This is a genomic window from Hydrogenophaga sp. 70-12 (assembly GCF_001897365.1).
In the GTDB taxonomy this organism is placed as follows: domain Bacteria; phylum Pseudomonadota; class Gammaproteobacteria; order Burkholderiales; family Burkholderiaceae_C; genus Hydrogenophaga; species Hydrogenophaga borbori.
This window is the reverse complement of sequence record NZ_MKSS01000414.1, coordinates 1-24,846: the sequence shown is the minus strand read 5'-3', so window position 1 is coordinate 24,846 and position 24,846 is coordinate 1. Positions and strand designations below refer to the sequence as shown.

Genomic DNA, 24,846 nt, shown 5'->3' with positions numbered 1-24,846 from the left:
CCAGCCACCGTCCGCCGAGGCCCCATGACCGAACTCCGCACCCCCGAAGAAGCCGCTGCCTGTCTGGTGGCCGCCGCCGAGCACAGCGAGGCCGTCGAGGCCGTGGTGGAACTGCGCGAGGCCACCTGGCTGGTGCATTTCGAAACCGGCGGCGAATGCGTGGTCGAGTGGGCCCAGCACCCGCTGCGCCTGGTGCTCACCACCGCACTGGGCGAACCGGCGCCCGAGGCGCGCGCCAAGGTGCACTCGGCCGCCCTCACCTTCAACCTGCTGTGGGGCGAACTGGGCAGCATGCGCCTGGCCAAGGACGACGAGGACGAGAACCTGCTCCTGATCAACGACGTGTTCCCGCAAGACGAGTCGAGCCGGCACATCGTGCTGGCCAACGAGATGCTGCGGCTGGAGGGCCTGCGCCTGCTGTGGTCCATGTACATTGAAAGCGCCGCCGCGGCCGACGGCGAAGCCCCGAAGATCCCCAGCGCGATGCTCACGCGCGCCTGAACCGGTCTCGCGCCCACGAACGAACGCCCGTTTCAACATCCCTGAGGCACCTCGCATGTCCACCCCCACGCCCACCTCCGACGACGCGACCGCCGCGCCCGCCACCGATGAGGCGGGCGCCGCCCACCGGGCCGCCGCGCCTCAGGGGCACCTGATCTTCCGCCGGCCTGGTGGGGCGCCCACGGTGACGGCCAACGCGCGCGACGCCGCCCGCCGCGAATGGCTGCTGGACCACCTTGCCCGCCGCCAGGCCCGCCGCGACGCCACCGTGGCCCTGATGCGCAGCCGCCACCTGCCCGACGCAGCGGCGGCCGACCCCCAGCTGCAATCGGAGCTGAGCCGGCTCATGGCCTTTCTGCGCCAGTCGCCCGGGGCCGGCGACACGCCAGCCGATGACGGGGCCACCCGGGGCGCGCCACCGTCGGAATGACAAAGGGCCCCCTTGGGGCCCTTTTTTTTGGGGGACAGCGGCCGAGGCCTTCAGCCCGAGAACAGGAAATTCATCACGTCGCCGTCCTTGACGACGTACTCCTTGCCTTCGGCGCGCATCTTGCCCGCCTCCTTCGCGCCCTGCTCGCCACCGTGCGCGATGTAGTCGTCGAAGGCGATGGTCTGGGCGCGGATGTAACCCTTCTCGAAGTCGGTGTGGATCACGCCCGCGGCCTGGGGGCCGGTGTCGCCGGCGTGGATGGTCCAGGCGCGCACCTCTTTCACGCCGGCGGTGAAGTAGGTCTGCAAGCCCAGCAGCTGGTAGGCGGCGCGGATCAGGCGGTTCAGGCCGGGCTCCTCCTGCCCCAGCTCCTTGAGGAATTCGAGCCGGTCGGCGTCGTCCATCTCGGAGAGTTCGGCCTCGATCTTGGCGCAGATGGCGACCACGGGCGCGTTCTGCTTGGCGGCGAAGGCCTGCAGGCGGTCGAGCAGCGGGTTGTTCTCGAAGCCGTCTTCCGACACGTTGGCCACGAACATCGCGGGCTTGGCCGTGATGAGGAAGAACTGCTTGAGCTGCGCCTGTTCTTCCTTGCTGAAATCGATGGTGCGCACCGGCTGGGTGTCGTTGAGCGCGGCCTGGCATTTCTCCAGGATGGCCAGTTGCTTGATCGACTCCTTGTCGCCCGAGCGCGCGGTCTTGCTGATGCGGTGAATGGCCTTTTCCACCGAGGCCAGGTCGGCCAGGCAGAGCTCGGTCTGGATGACCTCGATGTCGGCGATCGGGTCGACCTTGTTGGCCACGTGGATCACGTTCGGGTCTTCAAAGCAGCGCACCACGTTGACGATGGCGTCGGTCTCGCGGATGTGCGCGAGGAACTTGTTGCCCAGGCCCTCGCCGGTGCTCGCGCCCGCCACCAGGCCGGCGATGTCCACGAACTCCACGATGGCCGGCACGATGCGCTCGGGTTTGACGATCGCGGCCAGTTGCGCCAGGCGCGGATCGGGCACCTCGACCACGCCCGTGTTGGGCTCGATGGTGCAGAACGGGTAGTTCTCGGCCGCGATGCCGGCCTTGGTGAGGGCGTTGAAGAGCGTGGACTTGCCCACATTGGGCAGGCCCACGATGCCGCATTTCAAGCTCATGACGTGGGTGGGGGAGTTGCGGCTTGCCGAGGGCGCGGCCCTCGTTCTGCCAGGGGGAAATGGGTGCCGATTGTACTGAGCGGGGGTGTTCAGGCCCCGGACCGGCCGGCCTGCCCGCGCACCCAGCGGGCAAAGGCCTCCACCGCCGCCGAGGCGGGGGCGGTGCGCGGGCGGCACAGGTAGTAGCCGCGCTCGGTGGTGGCGCTGCCGGGCACCGGCATGAGCAGCCGGCCGGCCGCCAGCTCACCCTGCACCATGCAGCGCTGGACCACGGCCACACCCATGCCCGAGCGGGCCGCCTCGATCAGGTTCATCACCAGATCGAAGCCCGTGCCGCGCCAGTGCGCGGGCAGCCGGGTGCCCACGGCCTCGGCCCACAGCGCCCAGTTGTCCCGGTAGTTGCTGTGGTAGAGCTTGGGCAGGGCCAGCAGCGCGTCCGCGCCCACCACGCCCTGCGCCAGCGCGGGTGCGCACACCGCCACGAGCTCGCGGCCCACGAGGTACTGCGCCGCCACCTGCCGGGGCCAGCGCTGGCGCGCCCCGGTCTTGAGCGCCAGCCACAGGTCCACGTCGGCGCGGGTGAAGTCCTCGTCGTGGTGGTACTGGCGGAACTCGATGTCGATGTCCGGGTGTTGGTGGCGGAAATCTTCCAGGCGCGGCAGCAGCCAGAGATTGCCCAGGCTGGGCACCACGGACAATCGCAGGCGCAGGGCCTCGGGGCGGTTGCGAACCCGGCCGGCGGCGGCTTCCAGCGCCGCCACGGGCGCCTCCACCTGGCCGCGCAGCTCGCTGCCCGCCGGGGTCAGTCGCACCCCGGTGGCGGCGCGATCCAGCAGTTGCACGCCCAGGTGGCTTTCCAGCCGGGCCACCGCGCGGCTCACCGCGGCCTGGGTCACGCAGAGATCGTCGGCCGCGCGGCGGAAACTGCCGTGGCGGGCCACGCCCAGAAAGGCGTGCAGCTCGACCAGCGAAGGGCTTCGTATGCGCATGCAAACGATTACATCATGTCATCACCCCGGCCGAAAAAGTCGTTTGCTCCGTGCGGGCCGCCTCCCTACGCTGCGGCTCCCATCCCTGAAGGAGGAGACCGTTCATGCCCCCCATCCCCGCCCTGCTGCGCGCCGCCCTGGCCCTGAGCGCCGCGCTGGTACTGGCCAGCGCCCAGGCCCAGGCCCCGTACCCGAACCGCCCGGTCAAGCTGATCGTGCCCTTCGCCCCCGGCGGCTCGACCGACCTGGCCGCACGCCTGGTGGCCGAATACGGCAGCCGCGAGCTGGGCCAATCCATCGTGGTGGAGAACAAAGCCGGCGCCGGTGGCTCCACCGGCATGGAGTTCGTCGCCCGCGCGCCGGCCGACGGCTACACCCTGGGCATGGCCACGGTCAGCACGCACGGCAGCAACCCGGCGGTCTATGGCAGCAAGCTGCGCTACAACGCCCAGAAGGACTTCGCACCCATCACCAACGTGGCCACCACGCCCAGCGTGTTCGCGGTGCACCCGGGCACGCCAGCCAAGACCATGAAGGAGTTCATCGCCCTGGTCCAGGCCAATCCTGGCAAGTACAGCTTCGCCTCGCCTGGCATCGGTTCGCTGGGCCACGCCAACATCGAGCACTTCATGGCCCTGGCGAAGATGGACCTGCTGCACGTGCCCTACAAAGGCGCCGGCCAGGCCATGACCGACGCCATGTCGGGCCAGGTGACCGCCATCACCGACAACCTGCCCTCGGCGCTGCCGAACATCCAGGCCGGCAAGCTGCGCGCGCTGGCGGTGCTGAGCGACAAGCGCTCGCCCGCGCTGCCGGACGTGCCCACCTACGGCGAACTCGGCTTTCCCCAGATGGGCAACGGCGGCTGGTTCGGCGTGGTCGCGCCGGCCGGCACGCCGCCCGAGGTGGTCGCCCGGCTCAACGCCGCCTTGCACAAGGCCATGAAGCACCCCGAGTTCGTGAAGAAGATGGAGGAGTCGGGCGCCACCCTGATCCCTGGCACGCCCGAGGCCTTCGCCCAGCAGATACAGCAGGCCCTGGAGCGCTACGAGCGCGTGGCGAAGATGGCCAAGATCTCCCTGGACTGAGGCCGATGCCGATCGCCCCGCCCTTCACGCTGCACGCGCCCGTGGCGCCGGCCGTGCCCCTGGTCTGCGACTCCCCGCACAGTGGCACCGACTACCCGGCCGACTACGACCACGCGGTGCCCCGGGCGCTGCTGCGGCGCGGCGAGGACACCCACGTGGACGCGCTGTGGGCCGCCGTGCCCGAGGTGGGCGGCAGCCTGTTGGCGGCCCACTTCCCGCGCACCTACCTGGACTGCAACCGCACGGAGGACGACCTCGACCCGGCCCTGCTCGACGGCCCCTGGCCCACCCCGCTGAACCCCAGCGAGAAGAGCCGCCTGGGCTATGGCCTGGTCTGGCGCAACATCGACGCCGGCACCCCCATCTACGCCCGCCGCCTCACGGTGGCCGAGGTGCGGGCGCGCATCGAGCGCTGCTACCGCCCCTACCACGCGGCCCTGTCGCGCTGCATCGACGAGACCGCCGAACGCTTCGGCGCGGTCTGGCACCTGAACCTGCACTCCATGCCCAACGACGCCTACGAGCGGCTGGGCATCCGCAGCCCACGCCCGCTGGCGGACTTCGTGCTCGGTGACCGCGACGGCAGCACCTGCGAGCCGGCGTTCGTCGACCTGGTGGAGCGCGAGCTGCGCGCGCGCGGCTACTCCGTGGCCCGCAACGACCCGTACAAGGGCGTGCAACTGATCGCGCGCATCGGCCAGCCCGCGCGGCGGCGCCACAGCCTGCAGATCGAGATCCGCCGGCCCATCTACATGGACGAGGTCAGCCGCGAGCGAAACGCCGGCTTCGCCACGGTGCGGCGCGACCTGGGCCAACTGGCGGCCGTTCTGGCGCGCTACGCGAAAGAGCAGGCCGGCGGTTGAACTCTTGCGCCCAGGGCGCGGTGGCGGCGCCGCGTGGCGCCATCGTTCAACAGGGCGCAGCGGCGGGCGCGATGTTCGGCGCCGGGGCCGGGCTCAGTCGAAGCGCCAGTCGGCGCTGACGCGCTGCCCCACGCGCAGCACCCGGCCATCGCCTTCGAGCACGATGGCGTTCATGCCGAAGGTGATGGCCCCGTCCATGCGCGGGTCGGCCCGGTAGCTGCGCATCGCATCGCCCACGGCGTGGCCGGGTTGCCCGGCATCGGGGTCGACGTCCGGGATCGAGCAGCGCGCGCAGGGCTTGACGGGCTCGATCACCGCATCGCCGCCCTCGGCGGCGATGCGCAGGGCGCCGACGCGGTCCTCGTCGTGCGCCTGCAGACCGCCGAGCACGATGTTCGGCCGCACGCGGCGCTGGTCCACCGGCGCGTGGCCGTCGCCCACCAGGCGGGCGTTGAGCTCGTCGAGCGAGGCCGCGCTGGTCAGCAGCAGCGCAAAACCGTCGGCGAACTGGGTGCCGGCCTCGCGGCCGCCGGTCCACTCGGGGTCGCTGGGGCGGCGCACCTCGGGGTCGAAGCGCGCCAGGCGCAGCCGCTTGAGCGGCCCGGGCGCGTCCGGCCCCAGGAAATCGCTGAACCACTGGGCCGCGATATCGCCCATGTCGTAGGCCTGCACGGTGTCGCTCCACACGCGCACGGTGGCCGGCTCCTCGGCCGCGTCCAGCGCCAGGTGCAGCGAGAGCATGCCCGGGGCCCGCAGCACCAGCTGCCCCATCTTGAAGCTGGGCTGGATCAGCGCCATGCGCGGCAGTTCGCGCTGCGTCACGAACCCGCCCTGTTCGTCCACCACCATCCAGGCGCGGTCGTAGAGCAGCCCGGTGTCGGTCAGCTCGGCCTCCTCCAGGCGCACCCCCGCACAGGACTTGATGGGGTAGATCCAGAGTTGCTCGATGGTGGCTTGCACGTCGGCGGTGTCGCTCATGGTGGATGCGGGTATCGGTATCGGCGAAACGACGGATTGTGCCGCGCTCCTAGAATCCCGCCATGTCCCCTTCTTCCTCCCCCCGGCGCGCCGACGTGGCCATCCGCGGCGCCGGCGTGGTGGGCCAGGCCCTGGCCTTGCTGCTCGCGCAGGACCGCCTGCGCGTCGCCCTGGTGGCTCCCGATACCCCCCCGCGCGCCCAGGACGTGCGCGCCTACGCCCTCAACAAGGCCTCGCGCGACCTGCTCGTCTCGCTGCGCGCCTGGCCCGACGCCGTGCCCGGCGCCGTGACCCCGGTGCGCGCCATGCAGGTCTGGGGCGACGACGGCGGCCAGCTGCGCTTCGACGCGGATGCGTTGGGCGCCGAGGCCCTGGCCTGGATCGTGGACGTGCCCGCGCTGGAGCAGCGCCTGGCCGATGCCGTGGGCTTCGCGGCCGGCGTGGAGCGGGTGACCGAGGCCCCGCCGGCCCGGCTCACCGTGGTCTGCGAAGGCCGGCACAGCGCCACGCGCGAGGCCCTGGGCATCGACTACGACACCCACGCCTACCCCCACAAGGCCGTGGCCGCGCGGCTGCGCGCCGAACGGCCGCACGGCGGCGTGGCGCGCCAGTGGTTCGCCCACGGCGAGGTGCTGGCCCTGCTGCCCCTGGGCGGCGCCGACGGCCACGAGCTCGCCCTGGTCTGGTCGCTGCCGGGCCCGCAGGCCGACGAATGGCTCCAGGCCGACGCCCCGGCCTTCGCCGAGGCCGTGCAGGCGCGCTGCGCCCAGGCCCTGGGCTCCCTCACGCCCCTGGGCCCGGCGCAGGCCTGGCCGCTGCAGCTGTCGCGCGCGCGGCGCTGGTTCACCCACACCGAACAGGGCGCCGTGGCCCTGGCCGGCGACGCCGCCCACGCCGTGCACCCGCTGGCCGGCCAGGGGCTCAACCTGGGCCTGGCCGACGCCGCCGAACTGGCCCGCGTGCTGCACGCCCGCGAATACTGGCGCGAACTCGGCGACGCCAAACTGCTCAGACGCTACGAGCGCGCCCGCGCGGCCGATGTCCAGGCCATGTCCGCCGTCACCGACGGCCTGTTCTCGCTCTTCGGCCTGAGCGACCCACGCGTGCAGCTGCTGCGCAACCGCGGGCTCGCCGGCTTCGACCGCAGCGGCCCGCTCAAGCGCTGGTTCGCGCGCCAGGCCATGGGCCTGTCGCTCTGAACCGACTCCCGATCCACGAGACCCGTCCATGAAACTGCCGCTCAAGACCCTCTGGCTGCCGCTGCTCGCCAGCCTGGCCTTCGCCGCCTCGGCCAACGAAGCCGCCATCCGCAAGAACCTCACCGAGCGCCTGCCCAACCTGCCGCCCATCGAGGAGGTGAGCAAGACGCCCTTCCCCGGCCTCTGGGAGATCCGCATCAACCGCTCCGAAATCCTCTACTCGGACAGCGAGGGCAACTACCTGATCCAGGGCTCCATGTTCGACACGCGCAGCCGCGTCGACCTGACCGAACAGCGCGTGCAGAAACTCGGCGCGGTCGACTTCTCCAGCCTGCCGTTGAAGGACGCCTTCAAGGTGGTGCACGGCAAGGGCACGCGCCAGATCGCCGTCTTCAGCGACCCCAACTGCGGCTACTGCAAGCGGCTGGAAAAAACGCTCGCCGAGGTGCAGGACGTGACCATCCACGTCTTCATCTACCCCATCCTCGGCCCCGATTCGGTGAAGAAGGCCCAGTCGCTCTGGTGCGCCAAGGACAAGGGCAAGACCTACATCGACTGGATGCTGCGCGGCACCGCCATCCCCAACGCCAGCTGCGACACCGCCGCCGTGGAGCGCAACGTGGCCCTGGGCCGCGAACTGCGCGTCAACGGCACGCCCACCATCTTTTTCGTCGATGGCACGCGCGTGCCGGGCGCGGTCGACGCCGAGCGCCTGGAGACCCTGCTCAAGACCGCCAAGGCCAAATGAGCACCGCACGACTGTCCGAAGGGGCTCGCCCCGCAGCGCGCCGCGCGCAGGTATGCCGATGAGCACCACACGGCGCCGCCCCTCGCGCGACACGGCCGCCGCCGTGCGCTACCGCATCGCGGTGGACAACCCGCACAGCCACCTCTTCAGCGTCACGCTGACCGTCGAGCGGCCCGCGGCCCGCCAGCGCTTCGCGCTGCCGGTGTGGATTCCGGGCAGCTACCTGGTGCGCGAGTTTTCCCAGCACCTGCAGGGCCTGGACGCGCGCCAGGGCGGTCAGGCGGTGGCGCTCAAGCAGCTCGACAAACACCGCTGGCAGGCCGACAACGCGGCCGGCCAGGCGCTGGAGCTGCGCTACCAGGTCTACGCCTTCGACGCCTCGGTGCGCACCGCCTTCCTGGACGCCACGCGCGGCTTCTTCAACGCCACCAGCACCTGCCTGCGCGCGCTCGGCCTGGAAGACCGGCCGCACGCCCTCACGCTGGAACGCGGCAACGCGCCCGAGGACTGGCAGGCCGCCAGCGGCCTGGGCGCCGCGCGCACCGATGAGCACGGCTTCGGCGACTACCTCGCCACCGACTACGACGAGCTCGCCGACTGCCCGTTCACGCTGGGCCGCTTCTTCAGCGCCGAGTTCGTGGCCGGCGGCGTGCCGCACCGCTTCGTGCTCACCGGCGCCGGCGGCTGGGTCGACACCGAGCGCCTGATCGAGGACACGCGCCGCGTCTGCGAGGCGCAGATCGCCTTCTGGCACGGCGACGGCGCGCCGCCCTTCGAGCGCTACGTCTTCATGCTGCACGCCAGCGGCGACGGCTACGGCGGCCTGGAACACCGCAACAGCACCGCCCTCATCTGCCAGCGCAACGACCTGCCGCGCGCCGGTGCCAAGGACCGCGCGCTCAAGGCCAGCGACGGCTACACCACGCTGCTGGGCCTGATCAGCCACGAGTACTTCCACACCTGGAACGTCAAGCGGCTGCGCCCGGCGGAATTCGCGCGCTACGACTACGACGCCGAGAACTACACCGAGCTGTTGTGGTTCTTCGAGGGCTTCACCAGCTACTACGACGACCTGTTCCTGCGCCGCGCGGGCCTGATCGACGACGCCACCTACCTGCAGCTGGTGGCCAAGAACATCAACCAGGTGAACCAGACGCCCGGGCGTCTGCTGCAAAGCGTGGCCCAGGCCAGCTTCGACGCCTGGGTGAAGTACTACCGCGTGGGCGAGAACACGCCCAACGCCACGGTGAGCTACTACACCAAGGGCGCGCTGGTGGCGCTGTGCCTGGACCTCACGCTGCGCGACGAAGGCCAGGGCTCGCTCGACGAGGTGATGCGCGAGCTCTGGCGCCGCTGCGATGGCGGTCCCCTGCGCGAGAGCGAGGTGCGCGCCGCGCTGCGCCGCGTGGGCGGCCGGGCCTATGGGGCCGAACTCGCCGACTGGGTGCACGGCACCGGCGGGCTGCCGGCCGAGCGCCTGCTCAAGGCCCGCGGCGCCAAGGTGCAGCACGACGCGGCGCCGCTGGCCCAGCGCCTGGGCCTGCGCGTGGGCGAGGCCGGCGGCGCGCTGCACATCAAGACCGTGCTGCGCGGTGGCGCCGCCGAGGCGGCCGGCTTCGCGGCCGGGGACGAGTGGCTGGGCGTGGAGTTCGCGCCCGCGCGGCGCGGCGCGCCGGCCGAGGCCTGGCGCGTGGCGCGCCTGGACGAGGTCGATGCCCTGCGCGGCGCACGCCCCCGGCTCACGGCCCTGGTCTCTCGCGATCGGCAGATCCTGCGCCTGGCCCTGCACTGGCCCGAAGAGCAACAGGCGCTGCGCCTGGGCGTGGACGACGCCGCGCGCCTGGCGGCCTGGCTGAACGCCTGAGCGCCCGGGCCCGCGCGGGCCGCTCAGGACAGGCGCGAGGCCACGTCCTGATCGAACTGGGCGACCGTGGCGGCGTTCTTGAAGTTCAGCAGGCCGTCGCGCACGCGCGGCAGCAGGGCCTGCAGGTCCGCCAGCGTCTTGCAGCCTTCGATGCGCAGGGCCAGCGGCTCGCCCATAGGCCCGAGCTGGTCGTTCACGAAGCGCACCACCAGGCGGCGCGCCTCCGCAAAGGGCAGCGCGGGCGCGGCATCCGCCGGCGCGGGGGCCGGGGCCACGCCGTCCCCGGTGGCCACACCATCCGGCGCCGCCCCCTCGCCCTGCACCCAGCCTTGCCCGGCCAGTTGTTCCAGCAGGGGGGCCGCGTCGGCGCCCAGCAGCTTGTCGAAGTCGGCCACGCTGCGCTTGCCGTCCACCATGATCAGCAGGGAACGCAGGCGCGGCCCCAGGCCAGAGGGGCGGCTGCTCAGGGCCTCGCGGCCCTGTTCCGTTTTGGAGAAGACCAGGTGTTTGTCCATCGCTCGCTGGGCAGGCTTTGGCCGCGAATGTAGCGATCCCCTCCGGGGGTGACCAGCGGGTTTGACCTCAATTCGCCACAAACCCGCCGCCGCCCGTGCGATTCATCGCGGCCGCTGGTCGATCACGCGCCGGGCCTTGCCCTGGCTGCGCTCCACGCCGCCCTCGTGCAGCAGCACCACCTCGATGCTGGTGCCCACGAAGGTCTTCACATCGTGCTGCAGTTCACGCGCGGCGCCACGCGCCTCGTCGGCCTCTGGCGCCAGGCCGGGCCGTGTTTCCACGCGCACCGTCAGGCAGTCCAGGGGGCCCTCGCGGGTGAGCACGCATTGGTAGTGCGCGGTGAGCGCGGCGTGCTTGAGGATGAGCTCCTCGATCTGCGTGGGGAAGACGTTCACGCCGCGCACGATCATCATGTCGTCGCTGCGGCCGGTGATCTTCTCCATGCGGCGCATGGTGCGCGCCGTGCCCGGCAGCAGGCGCGTGAGGTCGCGCGTGCGGTAGCGCACGATGGGCAGCGCCTCTTTCGTGAGGCTGGTGAAGACCAGCTCGCCGAGTTCGCCGTCGGGCAGCACCTCACCCGTCTCGGGGTGGATGATCTCGGGGTAGAAGTGGTCTTCCCAGATGGTCGGGCCGTCCTTGGTCTCCACGCACTCGTTGGCCACGCCGGGACCCATGACCTCGGACAGGCCGTAGATGTCCACCGCGTCCAGCCCCAGGCGCTGTTCGATCGCCAGCCGCATGTCGTTGGTCCAGGGCTCGGCGCCGAAGATGCCGATGCGCAGGCTGCTGTCGCGCGGGTCCAGGCCCTGGCGCTCGAACTCGTCGGCAATGGCCAGCATGTAGCTCGGCGTGACCATGATGATGTCGGGCCGGAAGTCCTGGATCAGCTGCACCTGGCGCTCGGTCTGGCCGCCGCCGAAGGGCACCACCGTCAGGCCCAGCTTCTCGGCGCCGTAGTGCGCGCCCAGGCCACCGGTGAACAGGCCGTAGCCGTAGCTCACGTGCACCAGCTCGCCCGGGCGCGCGCCGCTGGCGCGGATGCTTCGCGCCATCACCGTGGCCCAGGTGTCGATGTCGCGCAGCGTGTAGCCCACCACCGTGGGCTTGCCGGTGGTGCCGCTGCTGGCGTGGATGCGCGCGCACTTCTCCCGCGGCACCGCGAACATGCCGAAGGGGTAGTTGTCGCGCAGGTCGGCCTTGGTGGTGAAGGGGAACTTCGCCAGGTCATCGAGCGAGCGGCAGTCGTCGGGGTGCACGCCCGCGGCGTCGAACTTGGCGCGGTAGACGGGCGAATTGGCATAGGCGTGGGCCAGCGTGGCGCGCAGGCGCTTGAGCTGCAGCGAGCGCAACTCGTCGAGGCTGGCCTTCTCGATGGGTTCCAGGGGGAAGCTGTTCATGCCTTGTCCTCTTCGGGAAACACGTGACCGGGGATCTGCGCGCTCTTGCCGCGAAACATGGCGACCACCTCGCCGCGCTGGTTGCTGACCTTCATGTCGTAGATCCCATGGCGGCCCGACAGCGTCTGCTCCACGCCTTCGCAGGTGAGCACGTCGCCCGCGTGCGCGGGACGCAGGAACTCGATGCTGCAGCCCGCGGCCACGGCGTTGCGGTTGTGGCTGTTGCAGGCAAAGGCGAAGGTGGAATCGGCCAGGGTGAAGATGAAGCCGCCGTGGCAGATCTGGTGGCCATTGAGGTGCAGCGGCTTCACGGCCATGCGCATGGTGGCGCGGCCGGGGCCGCAGGCCAGCAGCTCCATGCCCATGGTGTCCTTGCTGGCCACGTCGTTGGCGAACATGGTCGTGCCGACCTTGTCGGCGCGTTGCTCGGGCGTCATCACTCCCCCTTGAAGCGCGCCGGGCGCTTCTCGCGGAAGGCCATCACGCCCTCGATGTAGTCGTGCGTGCGGCCCAGGGCCGACTGCGTGTCGCGCTCGGCATCGAGCTGCTGGCTGAAGCCACGCGTGGAGGCCTCGCGCAGCAGGCCGCGCGTGGCCACCAGGGCCTTGGTCGGCATGGCCGCGAGCTTGTCGGCCAGGGTGAGCGCGCTGCCCACGCAGTCCTCGGCCACGTCCCAGATCATTCCCCAGTCCTTGGCCTGCTGGGCGGGCAGCTTGTCGCCCGTCATGGCCAGGGCCATGGCGCGCGCCAGGCCCAGGCGCTCCACCAGCAGCCAGCTGCCGCCGGCGTCGGGGATCAGGCCGATCTTGCTGAAGGCCTGGATGAAGCTCGCACCCGGCGCGGCGATGGCGATGTCGCAGCACATGGCCAGGGACGCCCCCGCGCCCGCCGCCACGCCATTGACGGCCGCGATGGTGGGCATGCGCAGCGCCATGAGGCGGCGCGCCGTGGGATTGAAGGCCTGCTCGATCACCGGCCCCGGGTCGGCGCGCTGAACCAGGTCGGGGCCAGGCTCGAAGTCGAACTCCGCCAGGTCGGCGCCGGCGCAAAAGCCGCGCCCCGCACCGGTGATGACCAGTGCGCGGATGGCCGCATGGGCCTCGGCGCGGTCCAGCGCGGCCCAGAGGTCGCGGTGCATGGCGCGCGTGAAGCTGTTCAGGGCCTCGGGGCGGTTGAGGGTCAGCAGGGCCACGGCCCCGCGTTCCTCGTACACCACGGTGGTGTCGCTCATCGTGTCTCCTCGTTGGGTGGGTCGGCGGCAATTTACCATTAACCAACCGATCGGTCGGCTAATATTTTCCCTGACGCTATAGTGATTGGTTGAACCGCGTACCCCTACCGAGGAGACCCATGAGCACCACCCCCGAATGCATCACCGTGCGCACCGAAGGGCGCGTCGGCATCGTCGCGCTGAACCGGCCCAAGCAGCTCAACGCGCTGAACGACCAGCTCATGGACGAGCTGGGCGCCGCGCTCAAGGCCTTCGATGCCGACCCGGACATCGGCTGCATGATCGTCACCGGCAGCGAGAAGGCCTTCGCCGCCGGCGCCGACATCGGCGCCATGGCCACGTACGACTTCGCCGACGTCTACAAGGGCGACTACATCACCCGCAACTGGGAGCAGATCCGCTCGGTGCGCAAGCCCGTCATCGCCGCCGTCAGCGGCTTCGCCCTGGGCGGCGGCTGCGAACTGGCGATGATGTGCGACTTCATCATCGCCGCCGACAACGCCAAGTTCGGCCAGCCCGAGATCAAGCTGGGCATCATCCCCGGCGCGGGCGGCACGCAGCGCCTGCCGCGCGCCGTGGGCAAGTCCAAGGCCATGGACCTGGTGCTCACCGGCCGCATGATGGACGCCACCGAGGCCGAGCGCGCCGGGCTGGTCAGCCGTGTGGTGCCGCTCGACAAGCTCATGGACGAGGCCCTGGGCGCGGCGCTCATCATCTGCGGCTTCTCGCTGCCCAGCGTGCTGGCGGCCAAGGAATCGGTCAACCGCGCCTTCGAGGGCTCGCTGTCCGACGGCGTGATGTTCGAGCGCCGCCTGTTCCACGCCATGTTCGCCACCCGCGACCAGAAAGAAGGCATGGCGGCCTTCGTGGAAAAGCGAAAACCCGATTTCAAGGGCGCCTGAGGCCGTCGCGGCTTGGGCTATAATGCGCGGCTTCGGCGATATAGCTCAGTTGGTTAGAGCGCAGCATTCATAATGCTGATGTCGGTGGTTCAAGTCCACCTATCGCCACCAGACCAGCGAGGCGGGTTCCGGCAACGGGACCCGCCTTTTTCATTCCCGCCGCCCGATCCGCCATGGCCCTCAAGTCCACCGTTTTCAAGGCGCACCTGCAGATCGCCGACATCGATCACGGCCACTACGCCGACCACGCCCTCACCCTGGCCCGCCACCCCAGCGAGACCGACGAGCGCATGATGGTCCGCCTGGCCGCGCTGGCGCTGAACGCGCACGAGCTGGTGGACATCTGCGGCGGCGACGGCACCCTGGCCTTCGGCGCCGGCCTGTCGGACCCGGACGACCCCGACCTGCACCTGACCGACTTCACCGGCCGCAAGCGCCTGTGGGTGGAGGTCGGCCAGCCCGAGGACAAGCCGCTGGCCAAGGCCTGCAGCCAGGCCGACGCGGTGCGCGTCTACGCCTTCGGCCCCGCGGCCGAGGTCTGGTGGCGCGGCATCGAGAACAAGCTGACGCGGCTGGACAAGCTGCAGGTCTGGCGCCTGCCGGCCGACGCGGCGCCCGCGCTGGGGGCGCTGGCCGAGCGCAGCATGCAGCTGCAGGCCACGGTGCTCGAGGGCGTGCTCACGCTCAGCGGCGAGCGCGGCAGCGTGAGCCTGGAGCCCGTGCGCTGGCGGTGAGCCCGGCAACGCACGCGTGAGACAATCGCCGACTTCGTTCAGCCTCTGGATCAACACCATGAACCGCTGTCTCACCTCCCTGGCGATCGGGACCTCGCTGGCCCTGGCGGGCGCCGCGCAAGCGCAGTCCGAAGCCTCCACCACCAGCACCACGACCACCACGGTCCTGCCGGCCCCCGCGCCCGGCGCGCAGGTCGGCGTGCGCAGCTTCCCCAAGGAAGCCCTGCGCGGCACCCTGACCGTCAAGCTGCCGCCCCACGTCGAGATGGACGACCGGGTCACCCGGCTCACGCCCGGCGCGCGCATCCTCGACGAAAGCAACCGCAACCTGCGCTCGGCCTCGCTGGTGAACCGCGAACTCACGGTCAACTACCTGATGGACCGCCAAGGCCAGATCACGCAGGTCTGGATCCTGAGCGAGGCCGAGAAGAAGGAGCGCCGCCGCACCCTGGGTGTGGAGCGCAACTTCAGCTTCGAATCGCAGCAGGGCGCGGCCCAGCCGGCCACCCTGCCCGCCACCCGCTGATCCCCCATTGAATGCGTGCCCCGCCATGGGGCGCAACGGGCGCTTCGCGCCCGCAGGAGCTTTGCCATGAGCCAACAGAAAAAGGTGTTCATCAAGACTTTCGGGTGCCAGATGAACGAGTACGACTCGGACAAGATGGCCGACGTGCTGGGCGCCGCCGAGGGCTACGAGCCCACCGACGACCCCGAGCAGGCCGACCTCATCCTCTTCAACACCTGCTCGGTGCGCGAGAAGGCGCAGGAAAAGGTGTTCTCCGACCTCGGCCGCGTGAAGCACCTCAAGCAAAAGGGCGTGCTCATTGGCGTGGGCGGCTGCGTGGCCAGCCAGGAAGGCGACGCCATCATCCAGCGCGCGCCCTTCGTCGACGTGGTGTTCGGCCCGCAGACCCTGCACCGCCTGCCCGAGCTGCTGGCGCAGCGCCAGAAGCAGGCGCGCCCGCAGGTGGACATCAGCTTCCCCGAGATCGAGAAGTTCGACCACCTGCCGCCCGCCAAGGTCGACGGCGCCTCGGCCTTCGTCTCCATCATGGAGGGCTGCTCCAAATACTGCAGCTACTGCGTGGTGCCCTACACGCGCGGCGAGGAGGTGAGCCGTCCCTTCGACGACGTGCTGGTGGAGATCGCCGGCCTGGCCGACCAGGGCGTGAAGGAGGTGACGCTGCTGGGCCAGAACGTCAACGCCTACCGTGGCGCCATGGGCGGCACCAGCGAGATCGCCGACTTCGCCCTGCTCATCGAGTACGTGGCCGATATCCCCGGCATCGAGCGCATCCGCTACACCACCAGCCACCCGAACGAGTTCACGCAGCGCCTGATCGACGTCTACGCGCGTGTCCCGCAGCTCGTGAGCCACCTGCACCTGCCGGTGCAGCACGGCAGCGACCGCATCCTCATGGCCATGAAGCGCGGCTACACCGCCATGGAATACAAGAGCACGATCCGCAAGCTGCGGGCGATCCGGCCCGACATCTCCATGAGCAGCGACTTCATCGTCGGCTTCCCCGGCGAGACCGAGGACGACTTCAACAAGATGATGAAGCTGATCGAGGACGTGGGCTTCGACAGCAGCTTCTCCTTCATCTTCAGCCCGCGCCCCGGCACGCCCGCGGCCAACCTGCCCGACGATACGCCGCACGAGGTGAAGCTCAAGCGCCTGCAGCACCTGCAGGCCACCATCGAGGCCCATGTGCGGCGCATCAGCGCCAGCCGCGAGGGCACCGTGCAGCGCATCCTGGTCGAAGGCGCCGCGCGCCGCCCCGGTCCCGGCGGCGCGGCCGAGCTCATGGGCCGCACCGAGTGCAACCGCATCGTCAACTTCGACGGCGGCCCGAACGGCGCGCGCCTGGTCGGCCAGATGATCGACGTGCGCATCACCCAGGCCCTGCCGCACTCCTTGCGCGGCGAGGTGGCGATGAACACCCCCGCGGCGCTTCGCGCCACCCCCTCAAGGGGGCAACACCTGCGGCCCGGCGAAGCCGGCTCCGCGGTGTCCCTGGACTGAATCCCCTTCGCTCGTGCGGCCCTCCTCGCTCTCGTTTCAACAGCTGCTGCTGGTCGCCTTCCTGCTGATCGGCGCGCTGCTCGGCGGCGCGGCGGTGCGCACGCTGTTCTCGCTGGAGACCCTGCTCGGGCAGAGCCGCGAGGGCACGGCCCAGGCCATCGCCCTGTCCACGGCGGCGCAGTCGCTGTCCGAGCGCAGCCTCACCATGGAGCGCGCGGCGCGCCAGTCGCTGGTGCTGCGCGACAGCCAGCTGCGCCAGCGTTTCGGCGAGGCCGCCAGCGACGCGCGCGACATCCTGCAGCGCCTGCAGGACAACGAGCTGCCGCCCGAGTTCGCGCAGAACTGGCGCGAACAGATGCAGGCCGTGGCCGAACTGCTCGACGGCCCGCCCGAAACCGCGCTGGACCGCGAACGCGACGTGGCGCGCGCCTTCCGCGAGCTCGACGGCCACAGCGCGGCCATCGCGCAGAAAGTGCAGTCCATCATCGCCGCGCGCAACGCCGCGCTGCAGGCTGGCTTCCAACGCAGCCAGGAGCAGCTCACGCAGGTCGTCACCGGCGCCATCCTGCTGGCCGCCGGCATGGCCCTGGGCTTTGGCGTGTGGCTGGCCAAGCCTTTCAAGCGGCTGGAGCGCGCCATCGTCTCCCTGGGCGAGAACCGGCTCGACCAGCCGATCGACATCGTCGGCCCGAGCGACGTGCGCCGCGTCGGCCAGCAGCTCGACTGGCTGCGCCTACGACTGACCGAACTCGACGCCGACAAGGCGCGCTTCCTGCGCCACATCTCGCACGAGCTGAAGACGCCGCTGGCCTCGCTGCGCGAGGGGGTCTCGGTGCTGGGCGACGGCGTGGCCGGCGCGCTCAACCCCGACCAGGCCGAGGTGGTCAACATCCTGCAGCACAACACCCAGGTGCTGCAGACCCAGATCGAGGCACTGCTGCGCTTCAACGCCGTGGCCTTCGAGGCCCGCCAGCTCAGGCGCGAGCGCACCGACCTGCGCGCCCTGCTCGACGACCTGGTGGAAGAACAGCGCCTGCACTGGCAGGCGCACGGCCTGCAGGTGCGCGTCGAGGGCGATCCGGTCTGGCTGCAGGTCGACCGCGAGAAGATGGCCTCGGCCATCGGCAATCTGCTGCTCAACGCCATTCGCTTTTCGCCGCAGGATGGCACCATCCGCCTGGTGTTGCTGGGCCTGCCGGGGCGCGTGAGCATCGACATCGTCGACCAGGGGCCCGGCGTGGCCGAGGCCGACCGCGACCGCATCTTCGAGCCTTTTTATCGCGGAGAACGCCAGCCCGATGGCGCGGTGCGCGGCACCGGCATCGGCCTGTCCATCGTCCATGAGTACATCGTCGCCCACGGCGGCCGTGTCGAGCTGCTTGACAGCCCCGCCGGCGCCCACTTCCGCATCGAGTTGCCCCATGCCACATGAACCCGCGCGCCCCACGGCGCCCGCCCGCTTCGATCCCTCCCGCACCCGGGTCGGGCTCTGGCTGGCCACCTGCGCCCTGAGCGCCTGCGCCACCACCCCGCTGCCGCCGTCGCCGGCGCCCGCCCCGCCCGCCGCCAGGAGCGCGCCCCAGGCGGCGCCGGCGCCAGTGAGCACCGCTGCGCCCCAGGCGGCCCAGCAGGCTCATCCGCCCGCCGCCGCGCCCGTGGCCGCCGCCGCAGCCCCAGCCCCGCTGGCACCGTCCCTGGTGCAGCCGGCGCCGGCCAGCGCGACCGAGGGCGAGGCCGCCGCCCGGCTGCTGCGCTACGCCGACCGCGTGCGCGGCCTCAGCCCGGCCGAACTGAGCCTGGAGATCGCCGCCATCGGTGACCCCGGCGGCGCGCCCGAACGCCAGCTGCAGCTCGCCCTGGCGCTGATGCACCTGAACCAGCCAGTGGAGACCGCGCGCGCCCTGGGCCTCGCGCAGCGCGTGGCCAACAGCGCCGCGCCCGACAGCGCGCCGCTCAAGCCCCTGGCGCGCCTGCTGGCGCAGCGCCTGCTCGAACACCGCAAGATCGAAGAGACCCTGGACAAGCAGAACGCGCAACTGCGCGAGCAGCAGCGCCGCATCGACCAGCTCAACGAGCGGCTCGAGGCCATGCGCGCCATCGAGCGCAGCATCAACAACCGCCCGCCGGCGCCCGCGGCCCCCGCGCCGCGCGCGCCCTGAGAAAGCCACCATGAGTAGCGCACGGCCGCCCGACGGGGCTCACACCGCAGCGCGTTGCGCGAAGGCCATCCCATGAGCGACGTCCCCCACCACCGATCCCGCATCCTGGTCGTCGACGACGACCCCGACATGCTGCGCCTGCTGTCCATGCGCCTGGGCGCGGCCGGCTACCAGGTCACGGCGGTCGGCTCGGCCGAGGCCGCGCTGGCCCAGCTGGAAATCGAGCGCCCGCAGCTGGTGCTGTCCGACGTGCGCCTGCCCGGGCGCGACGGCCTGGCCCTGTTCGCCGAGGTGCGCTCGCGCCACCCCTCGCTGCCGGTCATCCTGCTCACCGCGCACGGCACCATTCCCGACGCGGTGGAGGCCACCGCGCGCGGCGTGTTCGGCTACCTCACCAAGCCCTACGAGGCCAAGGAACTGCTCGACAAGATCGCCCAGGCCCTGGCGCTGAGCACGCCCGCCGGCCCCTCGCGGCGCGCCGACGAGGCCTGGCGCAGCGACATCGTCAGCCGCTCCAACCGCATGGACGACCTGCTGGCCGAGGCGCGCATGGTCGCGCAGAGCGACGCCAGCGTGCTGCTGCGCGGCGACTCGGGCACCGGCAAGGAGATGCTGGCGCGCGCCATCCACAAGGCCAGCGCGCGCGCCGGCAAGCCCTTCGTGGCGGTCAACTGCGGCGCCATCCCGGAGGCCCTGCTCGAGTCCGAGCTGTTCGGCCACGTCAAGGGCGCCTTCACCGACGCGGTGGCCAACCACAAGGGCCTGTTCCAGGCCGCCGACGGCGGCACCCTGCTGCTCGACGAGATCGGCGACATGCCACCCGCCCTGCAGGTCAAGCTGCTGCGCGTGCTGCAGGAGCGCGCCGTGCGCCCGCTGGGCTCCAGCCAGTCGGTGCCGGTGGACGTGCGCATCGTCTCGGCCACGCACCGCGACCTGGAGGTCGCCATGGCCGAGGGGCAGTTCCGCGAGGACCTGTACTACCGCCTCAACGTGGTCACGCTCACCCTGCCCACGCTGGCCGAGCGGCGCGAGGACATCCCGCTGCTGGCCAATCACTTCCTCTCCAAGCTGGCGGCCAAGTACGGCAAGCGCAGCTCGGGCTTTGCGCCCGAGGCGCTCAAGGCCCTGACCATGGCCACCTGGCCCGGCAACGTGCGCCAGCTCTACAACGTGGTCGAGCAGGTCTGCGCCCTGTCCACCACGCCGCTGGTGCCGCTGGCGCTGGTGCAGCGCGCGCTGCGCACGCCCACCATGGAGGTGCTGAGCTTCGCCGAGGCGCGCCAGCGCTTCGAGCGCGCCTACCTGGTCGACCTGCTCAAGATGACCGACGGCAATGTCGCCGACGCGGCCCGCCTGGCCCAGCGCAACCGCACGGAGTTCTATCGCCTGTTGCAGAAGCACGCGCTCACCCCGGGCCTGTTCAAGAGCGACGGCTCCGGCGCCCCCGAGGCCGCGGGTGACGAGGCTGTCGCCGATACGTGACACAAAAAGATCGTTGATTTCGTTCAGAATTTTTGGTCACCCCCCACCCCATGTCGCCGGTCGGCGACAAAAAACGCGGGTTTACCCTAGTGTCGACGCCCTGTGTGGCCGACGGGCCCCTTCAGCCTGTTCCAGGCCGTTGATTTAAAAGGCTTTTTCCCAACTGGCACAGGCCTTGCCCTCAAGGGGGCATGCCTTTGGTTTTTTCCCTTCCCCTGCCGGCCCTGCGCTGGCGCCTGGGCGGCCTGCTGGCCGCGCTGGCGCTGGTGTCCTCGCCGGCCCGGGCCCTGAGCTGGGAGCAGCTCTCCCACCTCGCCCAGACGCGCGCCGCCGAGCCCTGGCGCGAAAGCGGCGACAAGCTGCCTCCGGCCCTGGCCGACATCACCTACGACCAGCTGCGCGACATCCGCTTCCGCACCGAGCGCTCCACCTGGCGTGACCTGAACCTGCCCTTCGAGGTGCAGTACTTCCACCTGGGCCTGTACCAGACCCAGCCGGTGCGCATCCACGAAGTCGCCCCCGACGGCCAGGTGCGCGCCCTGCCCTACCGCGCGCAAGACTTCCATTTCGGCAAGAACGGCTTCGACACCAGCGGCTGGGGCGACCTGGGCCACGCCGGCCTGCGCCTGCACTACCCGCTCAACAACCTCGCCTACAAGGACGAGCTGGCCGTCTTCCTCGGCGCGAGCTACTTCCGCGCCCTCGGCGCGCAACAGGGCTATGGCCTGTCGGCGCGCGGCCTGGCCATCGACACCGTGGGCGGCAGCGGCGAGGAGTTCCCGCGCTTCAGCGAGTTCTGGCTGCGCCGCCCCAGCGCCGACGCGCGCGAGGTGACGGTGATGGCCCTGCTCGAATCGCCGCGCGTGACCGGCGCCTACGAGTTCGTCATCCGCCCCGGGTTCACCACCACCATGAACGTGCGCCTGCGCCTGTTCGCGCGCGAAGGCGCCGCGCCGGTCAACACCCTGGGCATCGCGCCGCTCACCAGCATGTTCCTGTCGGGCGAGAACCAGCCCCTGCCCGGCGACTTCCGCCCCGAAGTGCACGACTCGGACGGCCTGATGCTGGTCACCGGCGAGGGCGAGTGGATGTGGCGCCCGCTGCAGCGGCCCAAAGCCATTGCCGTGAGCTCCTTCACCACCAGCAACCCGCGCGGCTTCGGCCTGATGCAGCGCGACCGCCGCTTCGCCAGCTACGAAGACGTGGAGGCCCGCTACGAGCGCCGCCCCAGCGCCTGGGTGCAGCCCGTGGGCGACTGGGGCCCGGGCCGCGTGGAGCTGGTGCAGCTGCCCACGCCCGACGAGACGCACGACAACATCGTCGCCTACTGGGTGCCCGCGCAGCCGCTGGTGGCCGGCCAGCCGCTGGAGCTGCGCTACGACCTGTCCTGGCAGGGCGACGAGCAGCAGCGCCCGCCCGCCAGCTGGGTCACGCAGAGCCGCCGCGGCTATGGCTACACCAAGCTCAGCGCCGCCGAGCAGGCCGCCCAGCCCAAGTTCGTGCTCGACTTCGCCGGCCCCGCGCTGGACGCCCTGCCCGCGGGCGCCAGCGTCGAGCCCAAGGTCAGCACCAATGCCAACGGCCGCGTGCTCGAGGCCATCGCCTACCCCAACCCGGCCACGCGCACCTGGCGCCTGAGCCTGCGCGTCGAGCGCATCGACCCCACCCAGCCGGTCGAACTGCGCGCCTTCCTGCAACACCAGCAACACACCGTGAGCGAAACATGGACGCAACTTCTGCTGCCCGAATGACCCCCCGCAGCCTGCTGCGAGAAGAGCGCCACCCGAACGCGGTGACCGCGCCCCCCATCAACCGCGGCTCCATGGCGCCGCGCCCCTGGCGCGGCTTCTGGAACAGCATCGGGACCGTGCTGCTCAGCACGGCGAGCGGCCTGCTGCCGCCCTATGCCCAGGGCCAGGCGCCCGCGCGCGCCGGCGAGCCGCTGGAGCCCTGGCAGAACGCCGCCAACTGGCGCCGCGCGATCTTCGTGGCCCTGACCCTGGCCTGGACGCTGATGGCCGGCCTGATGTTCTGGGAACTGCAGCCCGCCAGCGGCAACGGCCTGCTGCGCGTGGCGCAGCTCACCCTGTTCGTGGTGCTCTCGGCCTGGGTGCTCACCGGCTTCGTCACCGCGCTCATGGGCTTCTGGGTCTCGATCTTCGGCGACCGCCACACCCTGCGCGCGGCCGAGGTGCGCGACCACGCCATGAACCCCGAGGCGCGCACCGCCATCATCATGCCCATCTGCAACGAGGACGTGGCCACCGTCTTCGCGGGCCTGCGCGCCACCTGCGAATCGCTCGCCGCCACCGGCGAATCGAAGGTGTTCGACGTCTTCGTGCTGTCCGACAGCTACGACCCCGAGATCCAGCGCGCCGAGCGCGCCGCCTGGGAAAACCTGCGCAGCGCCCTCGCCACCAGCGGCCTGCCCTCCATCGAGGTCTACTACCGCCTGCGCACGCGCCGCAGCCACCGCAAGGCCGGCAACGTGGCCGACTTCTGCCGCCGCTGGGGCAAGGACTACCGCTACATGGTGGTGCTCGACGCCGACAGCGTGATGAGCGGCCGCTGCCTGGTCGATATGGTCAAGCTGATGGAAGCGCACCCGCGCGCCGGCATCATCCAGACCGCCACGCAGGCCGTGGGCCACGCCACGCTGCACGCGCGCTCGCAGCAGTTCGCCTCGCGCGTCACCGGCCGCCTGTTCACGCTGGGCATGCAGTTCTGGCAGCTCGGTGAATCCCACTACTGGGGCCACAACGCCATCATCCGCGTCGAGCCCTTCATGAAGCACTGCGCGCTGGCCCCCATCAAGGGCACCGGCGGCATGTCGGGCGGCATCATGTCGCACGACTTCGTCGAGGCCGCGCTGATGCGCCGCGCCGGCTACCACGTGTGGCTGGTCTCCGACCTGCAGGGCAGCTACGAGCAGCAGCCGCCCGACCTGCTGAGCGAGCTGCAGCGCGACCGCCGCTGGTGCCAGGGCAACCTGCAGAACGCGCGCCTGATGGCCGAGCCCGGCATTCACCGCGTGCACCGCAGCATGTTCGCCATCGGCGCCATGTCCTACCTGTCGGCGCCGCTGTGGCTGGGCTTCCTCACCATCGGCACCGCCCTGTGGGTGGCCGACAGCACCCTGCTGCCCGACTGGCAGGCCCTGCCGGCCGAGCTGCGCGGCCTGTGGGTCTGGACGCTGTGCCTGCTCTTCATGCCGCGCGTGCTGGGCTTGATCGCCGTCTTCCTCAAGCGCGAGCAGCGCCAGTTCGGCGGCACGGGCACGCTCATGCTGAGCGCCGTCGCCGAGACCCTGCTGGCCGTGCTGCAGGCGCCGATCCGCATGCTCGCGCACTCGCTGTTCGTGCTGGTGGCCCTCACCGGCCTGAAGCTGGAGTGGAAGTCGCCCCCGCGGGAGGCCAGTGGCGTGAGCTGGGGCGATGCCGCCCGCCGCCTGGCGCCCATGACCGCCGTCATCGCCCTCATGGGCGCGGGCGTGGCGCTGCTCAATGCCGCCGCGCTGCTGTGGCTGGCCCCCGTGGCCCTGCCGCTGCTGCTGGCCATCCCGCTCACCGTGGCCACCAGCCACGTGGACCTGGGCCAATGGATGCGCTCGCGCGGCGTGCTGCTGATCCCCGAGGAATCCTGGTCGCCCGCCGTGCTGCGCCGCGCGTGGAAGCACGCGAGCCGGCTGGCGTTGAAGGCGGCCTGAGGCGGACCGGGCGACTCGGCCCGGCACCCCCTGAACGACAAGGGCCAGCAAAGGGCCCTTGTCGTTCTTGGCGCGGGCTCAGCGCTCGCGCAGGCTTTCGTCGGTGTGCCGCAGCAGCGGCGCCAGGAAGTACTCGATCACCCGGCGCCGGCCGGTCTTGACCTCCACGGTCACGGCCATGCCCGGCGACAAGCGCACCTCCATGCCATCCACGTCCAGGCTGGTGCGCGCCAGACGCACGCGGCTGGCGTAGATCAGGCCCCGCTGCTCGTCGCTGATGGCGTCGTGCGAGACGCTGGCGAGCTCCGCGTGCAGCGTGCCGTACTTCGTGAACTGGAACGTCTCCACCTTCACCTCAGCCACCTGGCCCTGGCGAAGAAACCCGTGCGCGATCTGGTCCGGGTCCGCCGCCACGCCGTGCAGACGGGCGATCATCACCAGGCAGGCGATGCCACTGTCCCGCTGGCGGAGCGCCTTGGAGGCAATGGCGGTGCCTCATCGGCGCGCGCAGGCCCCGAGGCATCCGGCGCGTCCAGCGTCGGGTCAGACATGTTGTGCTCCTCCCTAGGAGGTGTTTCCTCAGTTCCAGCCCGCGGCGATCACAGGGGACAACGCGGTCTGCTGCTCGGGGGTTAGGGCGATCTGACCGGGGGCGGGTGGGGCGAAGGCGGCCATGGCGTTGACCAGGGAGTCGACTTGCGCGGCCAGGAGCTTCTGGCCGTCACTCAACTGCATCTGCTCGATGCGGTTGTTGGGGCTGGACCAATCCTGTGTGCAGGTGGATCGATTGATATCGCCTAGCACCCTGGTGCACCGGATGTTCGAAACGAGTTTCCCTTCGGCATCACGACCGAAGTGCTCCTCTTTCAACATCAATTTCTTCGGATCAGG

Annotated in this window: 25 protein-coding genes and 1 tRNA gene; 17 read left to right on the top strand and 9 right to left on the bottom strand. The window is 70.9% G+C overall.

Annotated features, from left to right (window positions below):
• Nucleotides 1–24: 24 nt before the first annotated feature.
• Entirely contained in the window at nt 25–501 is a 477-nt protein-coding gene (locus BGO22_RS21585) for a type III secretion system chaperone (protein ID WP_070397322.1), read from the top strand.
• Nucleotides 502–556: 55 nt separating this feature from the next.
• Nucleotides 557–931, top strand: coding sequence for a hypothetical protein (locus tag BGO22_RS21580; protein WP_070397321.1), 375 nt, complete (start codon nt 557–559; stop codon nt 929–931).
• 50 nt (nt 932–981) lie between these two features.
• On the opposite strand, the gene ychF is transcribed toward BGO22_RS21580, so the two are convergent.
• Nucleotides 982–2,073, bottom strand: coding sequence for a redox-regulated ATPase YchF (gene ychF / locus BGO22_RS21575; protein ID WP_070397320.1), 1,092 nt, complete (start codon nt 2,071–2,073; stop codon nt 982–984).
• A gap of 89 nt (nt 2,074–2,162) precedes the next feature.
• Nucleotides 2,163–3,062, bottom strand: a complete 900-nt coding sequence (locus tag BGO22_RS21570) for a LysR substrate-binding domain-containing protein (protein WP_070397319.1) — start codon at nt 3,060–3,062, stop codon at nt 2,163–2,165.
• Nucleotides 3,063–3,166: 104 nt separating this feature from the next.
• Between BGO22_RS21570 and BGO22_RS21565 the strand changes: the two genes are divergently transcribed.
• Both BGO22_RS21565 and BGO22_RS21560 read left to right on the top strand, forming a co-directional pair.
• Nucleotides 3,167–4,150, top strand: a complete 984-nt coding sequence (locus tag BGO22_RS21565) for a Bug family tripartite tricarboxylate transporter substrate binding protein (protein WP_070397318.1) — start codon at nt 3,167–3,169, stop codon at nt 4,148–4,150.
• A gap of 5 nt (nt 4,151–4,155) precedes the next feature.
• A complete protein-coding gene (locus BGO22_RS21560) occupies nt 4,156–5,013 on the top strand; it encodes an N-formylglutamate amidohydrolase (RefSeq protein WP_070397317.1) in 858 nt (285 codons plus the stop codon).
• A 93-nt stretch (nt 5,014–5,106) separates the two neighbouring features.
• Here the strand turns inward: BGO22_RS21560 and BGO22_RS21555 are convergent, their stop codons facing one another.
• A complete protein-coding gene (locus tag BGO22_RS21555) occupies nt 5,107–5,991 on the bottom strand; it encodes an MOSC domain-containing protein (RefSeq protein ID WP_070397316.1) in 885 nt (294 codons plus the stop codon).
• Between the two features lie 62 nt (nt 5,992–6,053).
• Between BGO22_RS21555 and BGO22_RS21550 the strand changes: the two genes are divergently transcribed.
• From BGO22_RS21550 to BGO22_RS21540, 3 genes are read left to right on the top strand one after another with little or no spacing between them, the layout of a single operon-like run.
• Entirely contained in the window at nt 6,054–7,190 is a 1,137-nt protein-coding gene (locus BGO22_RS21550; protein WP_070397315.1) for an FAD-dependent monooxygenase, read from the top strand.
• 28 nt (nt 7,191–7,218) lie between these two features.
• Nucleotides 7,219–7,938, top strand: a complete 720-nt coding sequence (locus tag BGO22_RS21545; RefSeq protein WP_070397314.1) for a DsbC family protein — start codon at nt 7,219–7,221, stop codon at nt 7,936–7,938.
• 58 nt (nt 7,939–7,996) lie between these two features.
• A complete protein-coding gene (locus BGO22_RS21540; RefSeq protein ID WP_070397313.1) occupies nt 7,997–9,802 on the top strand; it encodes a M61 family metallopeptidase in 1,806 nt (601 codons plus the stop codon).
• Between the two features lie 23 nt (nt 9,803–9,825).
• Here the strand turns inward: BGO22_RS21540 and BGO22_RS21535 are convergent, their stop codons facing one another.
• The 4 genes from BGO22_RS21535 to BGO22_RS21520 form a co-directional block, all read right to left on the bottom strand.
• Nucleotides 9,826–10,317: a hypothetical protein gene (locus tag BGO22_RS21535; protein WP_070397312.1), complete on the bottom strand. Its 492-nt coding sequence runs from the start codon at nt 10,315–10,317 to the stop codon at nt 9,826–9,828.
• A gap of 102 nt (nt 10,318–10,419) precedes the next feature.
• Entirely contained in the window at nt 10,420–11,715 is a 1,296-nt protein-coding gene (gene paaK / locus BGO22_RS21530; RefSeq protein WP_070397311.1) for a phenylacetate--CoA ligase PaaK, read from the bottom strand.
• On the bottom strand, nt 11,712–12,152 hold the full coding sequence (gene paaI / locus BGO22_RS21525; protein WP_070397310.1) for a hydroxyphenylacetyl-CoA thioesterase PaaI: 441 nt from the start codon (nt 12,150–12,152) through the stop codon (nt 11,712–11,714). Before paaI ends, paaK begins: the two co-directional genes overlap by 4 nt.
• Nucleotides 12,152–12,946, bottom strand: coding sequence for an enoyl-CoA hydratase-related protein (locus BGO22_RS21520; protein WP_070397309.1), 795 nt, complete (start codon nt 12,944–12,946; stop codon nt 12,152–12,154). Before BGO22_RS21520 ends, paaI begins: the two co-directional genes overlap by 1 nt.
• Nucleotides 12,947–13,065: 119 nt before the next feature.
• Between BGO22_RS21520 and BGO22_RS21515 the strand changes: the two genes are divergently transcribed.
• From BGO22_RS21515 to mdoH, 10 genes are all read left to right on the top strand, one after another.
• Nucleotides 13,066–13,848: an enoyl-CoA hydratase gene (locus BGO22_RS21515; RefSeq protein WP_070397308.1), complete on the top strand. Its 783-nt coding sequence runs from the start codon at nt 13,066–13,068 to the stop codon at nt 13,846–13,848.
• A gap of 34 nt (nt 13,849–13,882) precedes the next feature.
• Nucleotides 13,883–13,959 (top strand) — tRNA-Met (locus BGO22_RS21510).
• A 62-nt stretch (nt 13,960–14,021) separates the two neighbouring features.
• Nucleotides 14,022–14,582 (top strand): YaeQ family protein, encoded by a 561-nt coding sequence (locus BGO22_RS21505; RefSeq protein ID WP_070397307.1) that lies wholly within the window; start codon nt 14,022–14,024, stop codon nt 14,580–14,582.
• A 58-nt stretch (nt 14,583–14,640) separates the two neighbouring features.
• On the top strand, nt 14,641–15,108 hold the full coding sequence (locus tag BGO22_RS21500; protein WP_139146909.1) for a hypothetical protein: 468 nt from the start codon (nt 14,641–14,643) through the stop codon (nt 15,106–15,108).
• A 66-nt stretch (nt 15,109–15,174) separates the two neighbouring features.
• Nucleotides 15,175–16,608, top strand: coding sequence for a tRNA (N6-isopentenyl adenosine(37)-C2)-methylthiotransferase MiaB (gene miaB / locus BGO22_RS21495; protein ID WP_239478170.1), 1,434 nt, complete (start codon nt 15,175–15,177; stop codon nt 16,606–16,608).
• Nucleotides 16,609–16,621: 13 nt separating this feature from the next.
• Nucleotides 16,622–18,040 (top strand): ATP-binding protein, encoded by a 1,419-nt coding sequence (locus BGO22_RS21490; protein WP_070397306.1) that lies wholly within the window; start codon nt 16,622–16,624, stop codon nt 18,038–18,040.
• A complete protein-coding gene (locus tag BGO22_RS21485) occupies nt 18,030–18,767 on the top strand; it encodes a hypothetical protein (RefSeq protein WP_070397305.1) in 738 nt (245 codons plus the stop codon). Before BGO22_RS21490 ends, BGO22_RS21485 begins: the two co-directional genes overlap by 11 nt.
• A gap of 72 nt (nt 18,768–18,839) precedes the next feature.
• Nucleotides 18,840–20,249 carry a sigma 54-interacting transcriptional regulator gene (locus tag BGO22_RS21480; RefSeq protein WP_070397304.1) on the top strand — a complete coding sequence of 470 codons (1,410 nt, stop codon included), beginning with the start codon at nt 18,840–18,842 and terminating at the stop codon, nt 20,247–20,249.
• Between the two features lie 191 nt (nt 20,250–20,440).
• Nucleotides 20,441–22,000, top strand: coding sequence for an OpgD/OpgG family glucan biosynthesis protein (locus tag BGO22_RS21475; RefSeq protein WP_083292797.1), 1,560 nt, complete (start codon nt 20,441–20,443; stop codon nt 21,998–22,000).
• Nucleotides 21,997–23,955: a glucans biosynthesis glucosyltransferase MdoH gene (gene mdoH, locus BGO22_RS21470; protein WP_175442773.1), complete on the top strand. Its 1,959-nt coding sequence runs from the start codon at nt 21,997–21,999 to the stop codon at nt 23,953–23,955. The genes BGO22_RS21475 and mdoH overlap by 4 nt, the downstream gene beginning before the upstream one ends.
• A 78-nt stretch (nt 23,956–24,033) precedes the next feature.
• Here the strand turns inward: mdoH and BGO22_RS21465 are convergent, their stop codons facing one another.
• Together BGO22_RS21465 and BGO22_RS21460 are read right to left on the bottom strand one after the other, a co-directional pair.
• On the bottom strand, nt 24,034–24,390 hold the full coding sequence (locus tag BGO22_RS21465; RefSeq protein WP_286852414.1) for a beta-barrel domain-containing protein: 357 nt from the start codon (nt 24,388–24,390) through the stop codon (nt 24,034–24,036).
• 144 nt (nt 24,391–24,534) lie between these two features.
• Nucleotides 24,535–24,846: hypothetical protein (locus tag BGO22_RS21460; protein WP_286852413.1), on the bottom strand; the 312-nt coding region annotated here is incomplete at its 5' end.